The sequence below is a fragment of the Streptomyces sp. NPDC002886 genome (assembly GCF_042888445.1).
In the GTDB taxonomy this organism is placed as follows: Bacteria; Actinomycetota; Actinomycetes; order Streptomycetales; family Streptomycetaceae; genus Streptomyces.
In genome coordinates, this window is sequence record NZ_JBIAPV010000016.1 from 84,094 (window position 1) to 99,170 (window position 15,077).

General features: G+C 71.4%; 12 protein-coding genes. 8 read left to right on the forward strand and 4 right to left on the reverse strand.

Features of this window, described 5'->3' with window-relative positions; translation table 11 throughout:
- Positions 1–4 precede the first annotated feature (4 nt).
- The 3 genes from ACFYYB_RS40140 to ACFYYB_RS40150 all read left to right on the forward strand — a co-directional run bounded on the left by ACFYYB_RS40140 (position 5) and on the right by ACFYYB_RS40150 (position 6,321).
- Positions 5–3,286 (forward strand): amino acid adenylation domain-containing protein, encoded by a 3,282-nt coding sequence (locus ACFYYB_RS40140; RefSeq protein ID WP_389443300.1) that lies wholly within the window; start codon positions 5–7, stop codon positions 3,284–3,286.
- 84 nt (positions 3,287–3,370) lie between these two features.
- Positions 3,371–4,912 (forward strand): amino acid adenylation domain-containing protein, encoded by a 1,542-nt coding sequence (locus ACFYYB_RS40145; RefSeq protein ID WP_389443302.1) that lies wholly within the window; start codon positions 3,371–3,373, stop codon positions 4,910–4,912.
- A gap of 47 nt (positions 4,913–4,959) precedes the next feature.
- Positions 4,960–6,321 carry an MFS transporter gene (locus ACFYYB_RS40150; protein WP_389443304.1) on the forward strand — a complete coding sequence of 454 codons (1,362 nt, stop codon included), beginning with the start codon at positions 4,960–4,962 and terminating at the stop codon, positions 6,319–6,321.
- Here ACFYYB_RS40150 and ACFYYB_RS40155 read toward each other — a convergent pair.
- Entirely contained in the window at positions 6,315–6,542 is a 228-nt protein-coding gene (locus tag ACFYYB_RS40155) for a response regulator transcription factor (protein WP_389443306.1), read from the reverse strand. The genes ACFYYB_RS40150 and ACFYYB_RS40155 overlap by 7 nt on opposite strands.
- Positions 6,543–6,791: 249 nt before the next feature.
- Between ACFYYB_RS40155 and ACFYYB_RS40160 the strand changes: the two genes are divergently transcribed.
- Both ACFYYB_RS40160 and ACFYYB_RS40165 read left to right on the forward strand, forming a co-directional pair.
- The gene (locus tag ACFYYB_RS40160) at positions 6,792–7,835 is read left to right on the forward strand and encodes a LuxR C-terminal-related transcriptional regulator (protein WP_389443308.1); all 1,044 of its coding nucleotides are present in this window, start codon (positions 6,792–6,794) and stop codon (positions 7,833–7,835) included.
- A 71-nt stretch (positions 7,836–7,906) separates the two neighbouring features.
- Complete coding sequence (locus tag ACFYYB_RS40165; RefSeq protein ID WP_389443310.1) at positions 7,907–8,458, forward strand: hypothetical protein; 552 nt, start codon at positions 7,907–7,909, stop codon at positions 8,456–8,458.
- 77 nt (positions 8,459–8,535) lie between these two features.
- On the opposite strand, the gene ACFYYB_RS40170 is transcribed toward ACFYYB_RS40165, so the two are convergent.
- A complete protein-coding gene (locus ACFYYB_RS40170) occupies positions 8,536–8,784 on the reverse strand; it encodes a hypothetical protein (RefSeq protein WP_389443312.1) in 249 nt (82 codons plus the stop codon).
- Between the two features lie 335 nt (positions 8,785–9,119).
- Positions 9,120–9,431, reverse strand: coding sequence for an NIPSNAP family protein (locus ACFYYB_RS40175; protein WP_389443314.1), 312 nt, complete (start codon positions 9,429–9,431; stop codon positions 9,120–9,122).
- A gap of 169 nt (positions 9,432–9,600) precedes the next feature.
- Here ACFYYB_RS40175 and ACFYYB_RS40180 point away from each other — a divergent pair, with 169 nt between their 5' ends.
- The 3 genes from ACFYYB_RS40180 (at position 9,601) to ACFYYB_RS40190 (ending at position 14,049) form a co-directional block, all read left to right on the forward strand.
- On the forward strand, positions 9,601–10,044 hold the full coding sequence (locus ACFYYB_RS40180; RefSeq protein WP_389443316.1) for a DUF732 domain-containing protein: 444 nt from the start codon (positions 9,601–9,603) through the stop codon (positions 10,042–10,044).
- A gap of 503 nt (positions 10,045–10,547) precedes the next feature.
- Positions 10,548–11,720, forward strand: coding sequence for a hypothetical protein (locus ACFYYB_RS40185; protein ID WP_389443325.1), 1,173 nt, complete (start codon positions 10,548–10,550; stop codon positions 11,718–11,720).
- 466 nt (positions 11,721–12,186) lie between these two features.
- Positions 12,187–14,049, forward strand: coding sequence for an ABC transporter ATP-binding protein (locus ACFYYB_RS40190; RefSeq protein WP_389443319.1), 1,863 nt, complete (start codon positions 12,187–12,189; stop codon positions 14,047–14,049).
- A gap of 258 nt (positions 14,050–14,307) precedes the next feature.
- Here the strand turns inward: ACFYYB_RS40190 and ACFYYB_RS40195 are convergent, their stop codons facing one another.
- Positions 14,308–14,661 carry a PRC-barrel domain-containing protein gene (locus ACFYYB_RS40195; RefSeq protein WP_389443321.1) on the reverse strand — a complete coding sequence of 118 codons (354 nt, stop codon included), beginning with the start codon at positions 14,659–14,661 and terminating at the stop codon, positions 14,308–14,310.
- Between the last annotated feature and the right edge of the window lie 416 nt (positions 14,662–15,077).

Genomic DNA, 15,077 nt, shown 5'->3' on the forward strand with positions numbered 1-15,077 from the left:
CACGATGAACCACCCGCCGTCCACCCCCGCTCCCACCGCCGCGCCCGCCTCGGCTCCCACCCCGCCTCCCGCCGCCCGCTCGCTGGTCGAGGACGTCCTGCCGCTGTCCCCGCTCCAGGACGGCATCCTCTTCCACGCCCTCTTCGACGAGGACGAACGCGACGTCTACGTCGCCCAGTTGCTCCTCGACCTCGACGGCCCCCTCGACCCGGACCGGCTGCGCGCCGCCGCCGACACCGTCCTGGAACGGCACGCCAACCTGCGCGCCGGCTTCCTGCGCCGCGCCACCGGCGAACCCGCCCAGGTCGTCCGGCGCGGCGTACGGACCCCCTGGCAGGAGGTGGACCTGACCGGGCTCGACGAGACCGGGCGCGCAGCCGCCGTCGACACCCTCCTCGCCGAGGACCGGGCCACCCGCTTCGACCTCGCCCGGCCGCCGCTGCTCCGCTTCACCCTCATCCGCACCGGCCCGCTCTCCCACCGGCTGCTGCTGACCTACCACCACATCCTGATGGACGGCTGGTCCTGGCCGGTCCTCGTGCGCGAACTCCTCGCCCTGCACCACGCCGACGACGCGCCCCTGGGCCCGGTCACCCCGTACTCCGCGTTCCTCGGCCGTCTCCACGGCCGCGACACCCTCGCCGCCCAGGACGCCTGGACCCGCGCGCTCGACGGCCTCGCGGGCGGCACCCGCACCGCGCCCGTGTCCCCGCCGCCCGGCACGGTCCTGCCCGACCGCGTCGAGACGTACCTCCCCGCATCCCTGACCGAACGGCTGGGCACCCTCGCGCGCGGCCACCGGATCACCTCCGGAACCCTCCTCCAGGGCGCCTGGGCGCTGCTGCTCGGCCGCCAGATCCGCTCGGAGGACGTGGTGTTCGGCGCCATCGTCAGTGGCCGCGACCCCGAACTGCCCGGCGTCGCCGACATCGTGGGCCTGTGCATCAACACCGTGCCGGTCCGGGTCCGCATCGACCCCGCGGAGCCGCTCGTCGCGCTGTTCGAGCGGCTCCAGGACGAGCAGGCACGGCTGATCGACCACCACCACCTGGGTCTGGTCGAGATCCAGCGGCTCGCCGGAGCCGGAGAGCTCTTCGACTCCTGCGTCGCCTTCCAGAACTACCCGGTCGACGCGGCCGGCCTCGCCGCCCTCGGCGCGGGCGGGCTGGAGGTCACCGGAGTCGACCCCCACGACGCCGCCCATTACCCGCTCTCGCTGACCGCCATCCCCGGCGACCGGCTCCGTCTGCAGATCGACTACCGGCCCGACGTCTTCGAACGGGACACCGCCCAGGCCCTGCTGGAACGCCTCGCCCGACTCCTGCAGGCCGTCGCGGACGACCCGTCGTGCCCGGTGGGCACCGTGGACCTGCTCTCCCCGGCCGAACGCCACCGCGTCCTGGTCGAATGGAACGACACCGCGCGCGACGAGCGGTACGCAGAGGTCGTCGAGCGGGTACGTCAGCAGGCGCGGCGCCGCCCCGAGGCCGTCGCCACCACCGACGACACCGGCCGCGAGCTGAGCTACGCGGCCCTGGTCGCCCGCGCCGACGCCCTCACCCTCGCCCTGCTCGCCGACGGGGTGCGCCCCGGCGACCTGGTCGCCGTACTCAGCGAGCCCACCACCCGCGTCCCCGTCGCGATGCTCGCGATCCTCGGCGCCGGAGCGGCGTACGTCCCCCTGGACCCCGAGGGCCCCGTCACCCGTACCGCCGACCTCCTCGCGAGCGGCGGGATCAGCCGGCTGCTGGCCGCACCCGAACAGCGGGCCCGCGCCGAGGAGATCGCCGCGGCCGTCCCGGGCGGCCTTCCCGTCCTCGTGATCGACTCCATCGACCACACCGACGGCACAGCCGGGTCCGGCGAACGCCCGGCGCCGGCCGGCGGCCCCGACGCCCTCGCCTACGTCTGCTTCACCTCCGGCTCCACCGGCAAGCCCAAGGGCGCCATGGTCCACCGCCGGGGCATGAACAACCACCTCTTGGCCAAGGTCGAGGACCTCGCCCTCGGCGAGGGCGACCGCGTGGTGATGAACGCACCGCTGACCTTCGACATCTCCGTGTGGCAGATGCTCGCGCCGCTGATCACCGGCGGACAGGTCCACCTCGTCTCCCGGGACACCGCCCGCGACCCCGCCGCCCTCTTCGGCGACGCCGCCCGCCGGGGGATCACCGTCATGGAGACCGTGCCGTCCTTCGTCCGCGCCGCCGTCGACCTGTGGGACACCGGGGTGCAGCCGCCGGCCCTGCCCGCGCTGCGCTGGTTCGTCGTCAACGGCGAAGTGCTGCCTCCCGAACTGTGCACCCGCTGGTACGCGCGCCACCCGCGCGCCGCGATCGTCAACGCCTACGGCCTCACCGAGTGCTCCGACGACAACACCCACGCCTTCATCGGGCCCGACGTGCACGCCCAGCTGGAACACGGCCGGCTGCCCGTCGGCCGCCCGCTGCGCAACAACACCCTCTACCTGCTGGACGCCGCTCTCGCTCCCGTACCGCCCGGCGTGCCCGGCGAGCTCTTCATCGGCGGCACCGGCGTCGGCCCCGGCTACCTGCGCGACCCCCGCCGCAGCAGCGAGCGCTACGTCCCCGACCCCTTCAGCGCCGTGCCGGGCAGCCGCATGTACCGCACCGGCGACCTCGCCCGGATGCGGGCCGACGGCCAGCTCGACTTCCTCGGCCGGCAGGACCACCAGGTCAAGATCCGCGGCAATCGCATCGAGCTCGGCGAGGTGGAGACCGCGTTGCGCGCCGTGCCCGGTGTGGGCGAGGCCGTCGTCGCCGTCGACCGGGACCACGCGGGCCAGCAGCGGCTCGTCTGCTACTTCACCGGAACGCCCACCGCCGAGCGGGTCCGCACGGAACTGGGCCGCAGCCTGCCCAACTACATGGTCCCGTCGCTCTTCCTGCACCTGCCGCACTTCCCCCTGACCGTCAACGGCAAGCTCGACCGCAAGGCGCTTCCCGATCCGGCCACCGTGCACCGCCCGGCCGGCCGGCTGCCCTCGACGCCCGAGGAGAAGGCGGTCTGCGAGATCTTCGCGTCCGTCCTCGGCCTCCAGGAGGCGGGCATGGACGACGACTTCTTCGCCCACGGCGGCCACTCCCTCCTCGCCACCCGGCTGACCGGCCGCATCGGCACCGAGCTCGGGGTACGGCTGGGCATCCGCGACCTCTTCGAGACGCCCACCCCGGCGGGCGTCTCCGCCCGTCTGGCCGAAGCCGCCGAAGCCCCCGCCGCCCCCGCCCGCCCCGCCCTGCGCCCCCGCTCGCGCGACGGGGCCTGACCGCGCCCGACCGGCCCCGGCCGTGCCGCGCCCCCGGGAAGAGCTGCCCGCATCCCGCCCGTACCCCCAGGAGACACCACCACCATGAGCCCCACCGAGACCACCCCCGTGCCCCTGCGCATCGCGCACCGGGCCGGGATCACACCCGAGGCCACCGCGGTCCGAGCGGCCGAGGGGGAGCTGACCTACCGCCAGTTCGACCGGCGGGCCCGGGCGGTGGCCGAGGAGCTGCGCGCCGCCGGCGCCGGACCGGAGGACACCGTGCTCCTGGGGGTGCGCCGGGGCCTCCACTGGGCGGTGGGGCTGCTGGGCATCTGGTACGCGGGCGCGGCCGCCCTCCTCGTGGACCTCGACGCCCCCGACGAGCGGCTGCGCACCCTGCTGGACGCCGCCGGCACCCGGCACGCGGTCGCCCCGGACACGTACGCGGCCGCGATGCTGCAACGCCGCACCGGGCGCGAGCTGTTCTGGGCCGCCACGAGCACCGCAGCCCCCACGGCGGCGGCCGAGCCGCCCGCCGGCATCGACCCGGGCTCGCTCGCCTACGTGCTCTTCACCTCCGGCTCCACCGGGCTGCCCAAGCCCGTGGCGGTCGGCCACGCCGGACTCGCCGCGCAGGTCCGCACCCTGGCCGAACGCTACGGGCTGACCGCCGGGGACGCGGTGCTGCAGTTCGCGGCCCCCGCCTTCGACGTCAGCCTGGAGGAGGCACTGCCCACCTGGTGCACGGGCGGCACGGCCGTCTTCGTCACCGACAACGTCCTCTCGCCCGCCGAACTGGAGCCGTTCCTCGCGGAGCAGCGGATCAGCGTCGTCAACCTGCCCACCCCGTACTGGACGCAGTGGGCCAAGGACCTGGAGCGCGCCCCGCGGGCGCTGCCGGGTGCGCTGCGCCGCGTGGTGATCGGCAGCGACGCGGGCCGGACCGCGGACCTGGTGCACTGGGCGGCCGCCGGGCTCCCCCCGGTGGTCAGCTGTTACGGCCTCACCGAGTCCACGATCACCGCCACCTCCTACGAGCCCGGAGCGGCGGAACTGGCCGGCTTCGCGGGCGACGAACTGATCCCGCTCGGCGAACCGCTGGCGGGCGTACGCGCCTACGTCCTCGACGAGGAGCTGCGCGAGGCGCCCCCCGGCACCCCGGGCGAGCTCTACCTGGCGGGCTCCTGCCTGGCCCGCGGCTACCACGGCCGGCCGGCGCTGACCTCCGAGCGCTTCGTCGCCGACCCGTTCGCCGAGGTCCCGGGCGAGCGCATGTACCGCACGGGCGACCGGGTCACGCGGGCACCCGGCGGCCCGCTCGTCTTCCTCGGGCGCGCAGACGACCAGGTCAAGATCCGCGGCCACCGCGTCGAACTCAAGGAGGTGGAGGCGTCCGTAGCCGCCCACCCGGACGTGGTCGACGTGGTCGCCCGCGCCGTCGCGGCGGCCGGCGGACCGCAGCTGGCCGCCTGGGCCGCCCTCACTCCCGGCAGCGCCCTGACCCCGGACGCCCTGCGCCGTCACCTTTTGGCCAAAATGCCCGGGTACCTCGTACCGGCCACCGTGATCCTGATGGAGCGGCTGCCGCGGACCCCCGGCGGCAAGCTCGACCCCCGGGCGCTTCCCGCGCCCGCCCCCCGATGAACCAGCGACCCGCGGACCCCGTCCGCACCCAGACAAGGAACGCACCCGTGTCCGTCACCACCGACGAGTCCACCGATTCCGTGCACCGCGCGGAGCACCGGCAGCGCAGGGACTTCCGTCTCTTCATGTCCTCGCACATCTGCAACGAGCTGGGCAGCAGCATCACCTACGTCGCCCTCCCGCTGATGGCGGTGCTCACCCTGGACGCCTCGGCGATGCAGGCGGGCCTGCTGGCCGCCGCGGAACACGCGGCCTTCCTGGTACTGGGCCTGCCGGCCGGGGCCTGGGTCGACCGGATGCGCAGGCGCCGCGTGATGATGGCCGCCGACCTGGCGCGCACCGTCCTGCTGACGGCGCTGCCGGTGGCCTACCTGCTCGACCTGCACTCGATGCCGCTGCTGTACGCGGTCGCCCTGCTGCTGGGCTGCGCCCGGCTGTTCGGAGACGTGGCCGACCAGAGCTACCTGCCGACGCTCATCGGCAAGGACACCCTGACCGCGGGCAACTCGAAGCTGGAGACGGTCCGGTCGGGCGCGGAGTTCGCCGGCCCCGGCATCGCCGGCTTCCTGGTGCAACTGCTCGGCGCCGCAGGGACGCTGGCCGGCCAGGCCGTGACCTCGCTGGTTTCCGCGGTGCTGCTGGGGCGGATCGGCGTCCGCGAGGAGAAGCCGGAGCCCGCCCCCCGCCGCCACCTGCTGCGGGACATCCGTGAGGGCCTGGACTACGTCCTGAGCCACCGCATCCTGCGGGTCATCGCCCTCAACACCGCTGCCGTCAACCTGTTCCTCAGTGCGGTGATGGCCATCGAGGTGCTCTTCCTGACCCGGACCGTAGGGCTGCCGCCCGCGGCCGTCGGCTGGGTGCTGACGACGGCCACGATCGGCTCGGTGCTCGCGGCGACCGTCGCGGACCGGGTGACCAGGGCCGTCGGCGCGGCCCGGCTCACGTGGCTGTCCCTACTGGTGACCATGCCCTTCGGGCTGCTGCTCCCGCTCGCGGACAAGGACTGGAGGATCGGCCTGTTCGTCCTGGGCTCGTTCGTCCAGTCGGCCGGTGTCACCCTCTACAACATCTGCCAGGTCACCTACCGGCAGACCGTCTGCCCGCCGCACCTGCTCGGCCGGATGACCGCCACGATGCGCTTCCTCGTGTGGGGCGTCCTGCCGGTGAGCGGCCTGCTGGCGGGGTTCCTCGGTGAACTGCTGGGCGTACGGGACGCGCTGTGGCTGTGCGCCGCCGCCCTGTCGGTGGCCCCGCTGGTCCTGCTGTGCTCCCCACTGCGCCGGATGCGCGAGTTCGAGGACGAGGCCCCGGGTACGGGGGCCCCGGATACTGGGTCTACGGATACCGGGTCTACGGATACCGGGTCCACGGATACCGGGTCCACGGCCGGGCGCGAGGCTCAGTAGCCCAGCCGGAAGGCGATGTGGGTGAGCTGGGTCCGGTTGGCCGAACCGGTCTTGCTGCGCAGCCGCCGCAGGTAGGTGTCGACCGTGTGCGGGCTCAACCCCATCTGGCAGGCGATCATCCGGTACGTGTGCCCCTGTGCGAGGTAGGCGAGCACCTCGTGCTCGCGGGGGGTCAGGGCGGGCAGTTCCGGTGCGGGGGCGGTGAGTGTGCTGTCCAGCATGTGGGGCTCCGGATTCCGGATCGATGGTGAAGGTGAAGGGGAGCGGCAGGGGTGCCCCCGGGCGACGGTGCGATCACGCTGTGCGTGATCGCACCGTTTCGGTCGTCCCGGGCCCTGAAGTGGCCTGATCGCCGCTGCTGTTCGTCTCGTACAGCCTTGCCCGCTGCATATCCTGGCGCCAGGGGGCGGGTACCTCACCAAGGTGCCTGGCAGCAAAGCGACCCGGGGTGAAAAGTGCAAAGTAGGGCAATGCAAAAATCTGACGCGGAGCCGGATTCGAAGAGCACCGATGCTGACATCGATGTCTACGGCTGGGTGCTCGAACACCGCACGGTGGACGAGGCCGCGGTGGCCGCCGGAACGGGCCTCGACCGGGCCGACGTCTGCCGCAGCGTGGAGCGTCTACGCGCGTCACGGCTGCTGCACGTGAGCCCGGTGGACCCGTCGGTCGCCTTCGCGGTGGCCCCGGACACCGCCGCCGAGCAGCTCGTCGCGCCCTTGGAGGCGCGGATCCGAGACCAGCAGCGGGAGATCAGCGGGATCCGTGAGGACTTGGAGCGCTTCCTGCCGCACTATCTGGGCCGGCGTTCCACGGGGGAGTCCTTGGAGGTCCTGGAGAGCCTGGAGGACGTGCGCGGGGCGCTGAACCGGGCCTCGCTCAACTGCGCCACCGAGATGCTCAGTTCGCAGCCGGGGGGCGGCAGCAGGGTGCCGGAGGCGATGCAGGAGGCACTGCGGCGGGACGAGACGATGCTCCAGCGGGGCATCTCGATCCGCACCCTCTATCACCACACGGCCCGGTTCAACGGGCCGAGCCAGGCCTACGTCGCGGCCACCTCCCCCCTGGGGGCGCAGTACCGCACGGCGCACGAACTGTTCGGCCGGCTCATCGTCTTCGACCGGGAGCTGGCCTTCATCCCGGTCGCCGACGGAAGCTGGGGCGCCGTGGTGATCCGTGAGCCGTCGACCGTCACTTACCTGTGCAACATCTTCGACCAGACCTGGGACCTGGCCTCGCCGTTCTCGGCCGCGGCGGGCCAGGGGCTGGAGGAGGTGGCCCGGGAGATCCATGAAACGATCATCCGGCTGCTGGGGGCCGGGCTGAAGGACGAGGCCATCGCCAGGCGCCTGGGCATGTCGCTGCGCACGGCCCGGCGCCACATCGCCGACATCATGCAGGAGCTCGGTGCGGGCAGCCGCTTCCAGGCGGGCGTGGCGGCTTCCGCACGCGGCCTGCTGGACCGGGGCCCCGACGCCGAACAGGCGTCCGAGGCGGAGTCGGAGGGCGCGTAGCACCCGGCCCACCCGGATGTCACGCGTTCTCGTGTCTGTCGCAGGTGGCGGGCGTGTCGCATGCTGCTGGGATGAGAGCTGCCGAGTCGCCGAAGCAAGAGGGACGTGCCATGGACGTGACGGACGCGGGCCGCGGTCGGGAGACCCCGCACCTGCGGGAGATCGTCCTGTTCCTCTCGGTCCACCTGGACCGGGCGCCGGGTGTGCTGTGGCCCGAGTACGACAACCCGGCGTTCGGTGACGCCGACGACGCGGGCGCCCTCCCGGCGCAAGGCGGTGTGCGGCCGGCCCAGGCGGACCGCTTCACCGCCGAACTGGGCGCCCTGACCGGCCTGTCCGTCCGGCTCGACCGGGTGGAGACCCCCGGATCCACCCCGGGCGGGGGTACGGACGCCGTCTGGACCGCGCAGCACGGGGGCCGGGAGCACCTCCTGCTCCACCAGATCGCCGGCGCCGTGACCTGGCAGCTGACGGGTACCGGCGAGAGCGGCCGGCCGGAGTCCTTCCAGTGCCGGCTGCTGCCGGGCGAACTGCTCTACGTACCGGCCGGGTGGTCGCGCCGGTACATCGAGGCGCAGGGAGCCCAGTACGCCGTCGTCTGTCTCGGGCCCCAGGGCGGCTGAAAGGGGAGGGGGAGGAAGCATCGCGACGCGATGCTTCCTCCCCCTCCCCTTTCAGCCGCCCTGACGGGCCGGCCGGGTCAGCCGCCCCAGGAGCTGTCGGCCGTGTCGCGGTTGCGGTTGCCGAGCGAGCCGGTGCCGACCGTGAACGCCCGGCCGTCGGCCGTCACGATCTGGCGCGTCGTCGGGGTCGCAGTGCTGCTCTCCCCTCCGGTCGCGGTCGTCGCGGTCGCGGCCGAGGTGTCGTCGGCGGCCTGCGCGACGCCGGCCGCGGGCAGCAGCAGGGCAGAGGCGGCCACGGACAGGGCGATGACAAAACGCTTGAGCATGGGATCCCCAGGAAGGCGAGCGGTCTGGTGTGCGTGCGGACCGCTTCGTGGGCCGTCCGCACCGGTCGGTGCAGGACCAACCTTGCAGTGCCCGGGGCGCTTTGGCGGTCGGCCGGACAGCTCATCAAGCTGCCTGGCCCGATGGTGAGGGGCCGCAAACGCGGACCAACTATGTCCATTCGGTCAGAATTCCGCCACCCGACGGGTCCGCCGAGCCGCCCCGACACCCGGCCGGCCCCTCCGAACACCGAGACGGCGACCCCCACCACGACGGCCGTCATCGCAGCGCTGTGCACAGCCGCGCGGCAGGGGCGCGCCGCGGAACTCCCGGCAGCCTAGGACAGGCCCGCGAGCGGCCGGAGGAAGCGGCGCTCGTACCGCTTGATGCAGCGGGTGTCACGAGCCAGTTCGAACGCTTCCTGGCACTCCGCGTCGGACATGCTGTCCGTGCGGTACTGCTCGTACGCGGCCAGGCTGGGAAAGGAGAAGAGGGCGTAGGCGATGTCGCTGTCGCCCTCGCTCGGCAGGAAGTAGCCGTGGTGCGTCCCGCCGAAACGGTTGACGAGCCGGACCCAGCGGCGGCCGTACTCCTCGAAATCCTCAAGCTTGTCAGCGTCGATCTCGTACTTCAGATGAATAGTGATCATGCCTGAATGATGCCGTGTGACGGTTCGGAGTTCGTGATCAGAACCAGGGGGGTACCCGCTGCTCACGTAGTGCCCGGCGGGGAACCACGTGCCCGGACACAGAAGCCCCGCGCGTCACAGATCAGCCACAGCCCGTCCGCACCGGTCCCGGCGCCGACACCATGACGCCATGCGAACACACCACACCATCACCCTCCTCGCCGCCGGCCTCCTCGCCCTCACCGGCTGCTCCGAGGCCGTCACCAGCGAGCCCAAGCCTGACGACAAGGTTGCCGCCTCGCCATCCGCATCGCAGTCGAGCCTCGCCCCCGACGCGCTCAGTTCAGCAGCCGCAGCCGCCGGGATCCCGCCCAGTCCCGCCCCCGAGCAGCGCGCCATCTACCTCGCCGTGCTCAACAAGATCGACCCCGAAATCATCAACGGCAAGGACGACAAGGCCATCAGCCGCGGACTGAGTCAGTGCCAGTCCATGAAGGACGAGAAGGACCCGACCAAGCGCGTCGAGTCCACGAACCGGCGCTTCATCAGCCCAGATCATCCGGACGGCTTCGGCCCCACCAAAGCCGCCTTCATCCTCGCCGCCGTACAGACCAACCTCTGCCCCTCGTACTGACGGGGCCACAGACCACCAGACCGGCTGTACCGGATCGGCCTGTAGAGCCGTGGTTCCCAGGGGGAGGGCAACGCTCCCCGACGATCCGGGAGATCGGGGTGATGGCCGGCCTTTCGGGCATCTCGTCCGTCGAGAATTCTGCCGCGTGTCTTCGGCGGCGGGTCACCGGCCGTAGGTCTGCCGGCACAGTGCCGTGATGGCGGGGCTGTTCACGCCGTGCGCGGAGCGGCACAGCTCGGCCATTCCCCCGGCCCGCACTCCAGGGGCGGTGTGGCCGTGTGGGCCCCTGGTGCGTTCGGCGGGGGATCGCTGCGCTCTGTCGGCTCGGAGTGGCTGCGGGGGGGTGGCGGGCGGGGCGACCTGGGAGGGGGACCGCGAGGGAGGCCCGGGGTGGTGCTCTCACCTGACGAAACGGCACACCGAGTGAACGTCAGGACTGTGCTGGTTTCGTCATTCGAAGCCCCGCTGTCGGTGGGATGCATGAGACTGCCCCCGTGTTCACGATGGGTCTTGTCGTTGCGCTTTCCCCATGGCTGTTCTTGGTCGGGATGCTTCTGCTCGCCATTCCCGGACCGGTTCAGCGCTGGGGGTCAGCAGCTTGGGAGCGCTTCGAGCGTCGGCGCGCCGACTCGGGGGTGCGCCGCGCTGCTCCACTGCTGACCCAGATGCTGCTGCCGCCTCGAATCCTCGATCGCGTCGGCGGCAACGGATTGACACCTTCGTACGTCGTGCGGTGGTGGCGCGCTCGGCCTGTAGCCGGGCCGATCAAGACACTGCGGTTTGCCGTACTGCTATTCATCCTGCTGCACGTCGAGGATATGGCCGACTGGGGGCATCTGCGGTGGAGCGCCGATCCAGGACCGCAGTCCGGCTCGGTACAGGAGCTGCTCAGCGGTTTCGTGGCTCTGCCTGCGACGGTACTTCCCTGGGACTCTTCCGCGATCGGCAGAGTCACAAAACTTCTGTTCTGGGCCTTGATCCTGGCCGCTGAAGTACGGCTCATCAAGCGTACGAACCTCACCAGCTCCGGCAGGGGTGCGACGCTTTCCGCCTACGACCTGGACGGCCTCACCAGGTACGCGGCCGGGGAGAGCGCCCGCGCGGAGGATCGGCGCTGCTGGCCGGTCGTTGCTCTGCTGACGGTCGCAGCCCAGTGCGTGGTCGTGCTTCGCCGGTGGGAGGAAACCCAGCCGGACTGCCAGATCCCGCGAGTCTCCGTGCAACCGGTCGAGCGCGCCGTCTGGAGGGCCCATCGCACCCGTCGCGCCAGAGCCAGACGCCACAACGAGCGTCAGTTCAAGGCACACGCCGCACTGGTAGTGGGCGCGCTACGAAAGGCCGAAGCCCGGCAGGACTCCGATCCAGGCCGCGCCCTTGAAGACCTCACCGTGATGCTGCTGACAATCGCCGAACGCTACGCCGAGGGTCGCATCGACGACCTCCTCGACGCGGATCAACTCGCTGATGTGGTTCCAGCCGCACCGAGAGAGCGGATCCGTGCGGTAGTGGTGGGTCTTACGGTCGTAATGGTGATGGCTGGTGCGGCCGTCCTCGGATTGCCCGAGGCTGCGCTCATCCCTCTGTTGCCACTGGTGGCCGTGTTCGTCGCTGTCGTCTTCAACCGTGGTCGAGTCCCCACCGCGGGGCAGTTCACCGATCTGATCATTCCTCGGTGAAGGTCGTGTTCGGCGACCGCAGCCCGTTCCAGAAATGCGGAACGCGCGGCCCCACTGCCGGCCCTCGTTCGGGGTCCCACCCGGACCTGCCGCCCACGAGCCCGACCTCGCCAAGGCGCTGAACAACCTCGGCGTTCATCTGGCGGCGGCCGGACGGCGCCACAGCCGAAACCGGAGAAGCCAAACGAAGGGCGATGGGTGCGGGCTGCGACCAAGTGCCTTTCGCGATGAGTTCAGGCGTCACCAGCAGATGAGTGGGGCATCCCTCGGCCCTCTTGTTGAGCGACGTTCTGCATGAGCAGGAACGACGCCTTGGTGACGGTCGTGGTGGCGACGTTCATCCGGGGCGGATAGCGGGCCGGCCGGATGCGGGGCGGTTGGCACCCACACGGAAAACGCTTGGACGGCGCGGACGGCATCGCGGGAGACTGTGATTTCCGTAAGCAAGTGACTACGTAGGGTGGCCATGAAAGCGTCTCCAGCACGAGGGGGTCCGCCAGGCAGGGGGCCGGTGGTCCTCGCACTCCGCTACTACGGGCGGGAGTTGGCGCGGCTGCGGTGGCTGACCGCGCCCGCCATGCTGATGCCCGCCCTCGGCAACATCGGCATCAACTACATCGCCCCGTTGGTCGTCGCGAAGCTGGTCGGGCGCATCGCGGGTGGCGCCGAGCTCGGCCTCGGCGCCTGCCTCCCGTACGTCCTGGGCTTCGCCGGTGTCCTGCTGCTCTCGGAAGCGGCGTGGCGCCTCGGCCTGCACTGCCTGAACCGGCTCGACGCCCTCGGCATCGAGCGGCTGTACATCGTCGGCATGGACGAGCTGTTCGCGAAGGACGCCGCGTTCTTCCACGACAACTTCGCCGGGTCACTGACCAAGCGGGTACTGAGCTTCGCCTCCCGCTTCGAGGAGTTCGTCGACGCGCTGACCTTCTCGGTCGTGGGCCGGTTCGTACCGCTGCTGTTCGGGTCGGTGGTGCTCTGGCACTACGAACCGCTGCTCGTCGTGGCGCTCCTGGCGATGATCGTGGTGACGGGGGTGTGCGTACTGCCCCTCATCCGGCGCCGCCAGGCGCTCGTCGCCCGGCGAGAGGAGGCGATCGCCCGGGTGTCGGGGCACGTCTCCGACAGTCTGATGAACATGGACACGGTCCGCGCGTTCGCCGCGGAGGAGCGCGAGGCGGCCGAGCACCGGTCCCGGGTCGCGCAGTCGCGCGCGCTCACGCTGCGGTCGTGGGACTACGGCAACCTGCGCATCGACACTCTGGTCGCACCCATGTCCGTCGTGACCAACGCGCTGGGCCTGCTGATCGCCGTCACGATCGCCGGGAGCGGCGGCGGGGGCGTGGGGGGAAGCGGGCACGGAGTGGAGGCGGTCGTGGTCGCGTTCACCTACTTCTCCAACGCCACCCGGATCATGTTCGAGTTCAACCAGATCTACCGCCGCCTGGAGAGCTCGATGACGGAGGCCGCGCAGTTCACGCAGCTGCTGCTGACGCCGGCGACCGTACTCGACCCGCACACCCCCGAGCCGGTGCCCGAGCCGGACCGGGCCGGCGAGGTGCGCTTCGAGAAGGTGGGCTTCGCCCACGCGGGCGCGGAGCCGCTGTTCGAGGGGCTCGACCTGGACGTGCCCAGCGGGGCGAAGATCGGGCTGGTGGGCCGCTCCGGTGGCGGCAAGACCACACTCACCCGGCTGCTGCTGCGGATGACGGACATCGACGCGGGCCGGATCCTGATCGGAGGCCGGGACATCAGCAGGCTGCGCCAGCGCGATCTGCGCGACCTGATGGCGTACGTCCCTCAGGACCCCGCGATGTTCCACCGCACCCTGCGGGAGAACATCGCGTTCGCCCGGCCCGGTGCCACAGAGGCCGAGATCCGGCGCGCGGCCGAGGCCGCGCACGTCACGGAGTTCGCCGACTCGCTGCCCGACGGCCTCGACACGATGGTCGGCGAGCGCGGGGTCAAGCTGTCGGGCGGACAGCGCCAGCGCGTCGCACTGGCACGGGCGATCCTGCGCGACGCGCCGATCCTGCTGCTGGACGAGGCGACCAGCGCCCTGGACTCCGAGAGTGAGGTCCTCGTACAGGAGGCTCTGTGGCGTCTCATGGAGGGGCGCACCGCCCTCGTGGTCGCGCACCGGCTGAGCACGGTGGCCCACATGGACCGGCTCATCGTCCTCGACCGCGGCCGCATCGTCGAACAGGGCACGCATCACGACCTGCTGGCCTGCGATGGCACGTACGCGAAGCTGTGGCAGCACCAGTCGGGCGGATTCCTCGACGAGAGCCCCGCACCCCCCGCACCGCGGCAGGGGGATTCCCGGCGGTAGGCGGCGATCAGGTCGAGGACGACGTCGGGCGGACAGTCGGGCCGGGTGATCAGGGGGCGCCGGGCCACCGCCGGGTGAGGCCCGTGGACGTCGTCCCAAGCGCCGTTCCGAAGCTGCGTCGGCGCCCCTGACGCTCTCCCCGCCTAGGCCCTGCGTCTCCTGGACTGGCGCGGTCGAAGAGGGCGTGACAGCAGGGCGGGGGCGACAGCTTCAGCTGTCGCCCCCGCCCTGGGGTACCCGTGTCGGTGCCACACCCTGTTACAGGTGGTGCGGGGCGTCGTAGTAGCCGCCGACCTGGCGGTGGTAGTCGTTGTCGTGGAGGTGCTTGTCCTTGTCGAACTCGGGAGCGTTCTTGATCTGCTCCTTGGTCCGGTCGACGTAGATCTTCTCGTCGTTCGCGTCGATCCGGCTGATCGTGCCGGCCGGCAGGAGGACTTCCTTGCCGAAGATCCACGGCCCGGTGTCGACCACGATGTAGGAGGAGCCGACCTCGTCCGAGTGCTTGTCGACCTTGCCGATGGAACCGTCGCTCGCCTCGACCTTGTATCCCGTCAGATCCGCACCGGCCAGACGGCCGGCGGTCTCGCGGTAACCCCAAAAGTTCTCAGTCATGCGAAAAACAACTCCTTCGGTCAATGGGAGACGGGGGAAATAGTCCCCACCGACTCCTCTTTTTCCGTACTGCGTTCACGGAACCGCGTTCACGGCGGAACTCGCGTTCCGTCATGGCCTCCGCCTGCCCCGCATTTTTTCCCGTACACATTTTGATTCACATCCGGGACCGGGGCGGTCGTCGATCATTGGAGGTGAGCAGGTCCCCTGCTGCGTCACGGCGACCGTCCCGGCACGGTACCCATTACCCCTGATATCCGTTTTCACCCGGTAGTCGATCGATGGAGCCCGGACATGGCGACATGGCGGTGGGGGGGGGGGGCCCCCCCCCGGGGGCCCGCCCCCCCCCCCCCCCCCCCCAAACACCCGCGGTGAGGGAGAGAGAAACCCCAAAAAACAACCCCCCCCCCCCCCAA

Coding starts and splice junctions, on each gene's coding strand:
- ACFYYB_RS40140 (WP_389443300.1), top strand. CDS start 5: ATGAACCACCCGCCGTCCACCCCCGCTCCCACCGCCGCGCCCGCCTCG.
- ACFYYB_RS40145 (WP_389443302.1), top strand. CDS start 3,371: ATGAGCCCCACCGAGACCACCCCCGTGCCCCTGCGCATCGCGCACCGG.
- ACFYYB_RS40155 (WP_389443306.1), bottom strand. CDS start 6,542: ATGCTGGACAGCACACTCACCGCCCCCGCACCGGAACTGCCCGCCCTG.
- ACFYYB_RS40160 (WP_389443308.1), top strand. CDS start 6,792: ATGCAAAAATCTGACGCGGAGCCGGATTCGAAGAGCACCGATGCTGAC.
- ACFYYB_RS40165 (WP_389443310.1), top strand. CDS start 7,907: ATGAGAGCTGCCGAGTCGCCGAAGCAAGAGGGACGTGCCATGGACGTG.
- ACFYYB_RS40170 (WP_389443312.1), bottom strand. CDS start 8,784: ATGCTCAAGCGTTTTGTCATCGCCCTGTCCGTGGCCGCCTCTGCCCTG.
- ACFYYB_RS40175 (WP_389443314.1), bottom strand. CDS start 9,431: ATGATCACTATTCATCTGAAGTACGAGATCGACGCTGACAAGCTTGAG.
- ACFYYB_RS40180 (WP_389443316.1), top strand. CDS start 9,601: ATGCGAACACACCACACCATCACCCTCCTCGCCGCCGGCCTCCTCGCC.
- ACFYYB_RS40185 (WP_389443325.1), top strand. CDS start 10,548: ATGGGTCTTGTCGTTGCGCTTTCCCCATGGCTGTTCTTGGTCGGGATG.
- ACFYYB_RS40190 (WP_389443319.1), top strand. CDS start 12,187: ATGAAAGCGTCTCCAGCACGAGGGGGTCCGCCAGGCAGGGGGCCGGTG.
- ACFYYB_RS40195 (WP_389443321.1), bottom strand. CDS start 14,661: ATGACTGAGAACTTTTGGGGTTACCGCGAGACCGCCGGCCGTCTGGCC.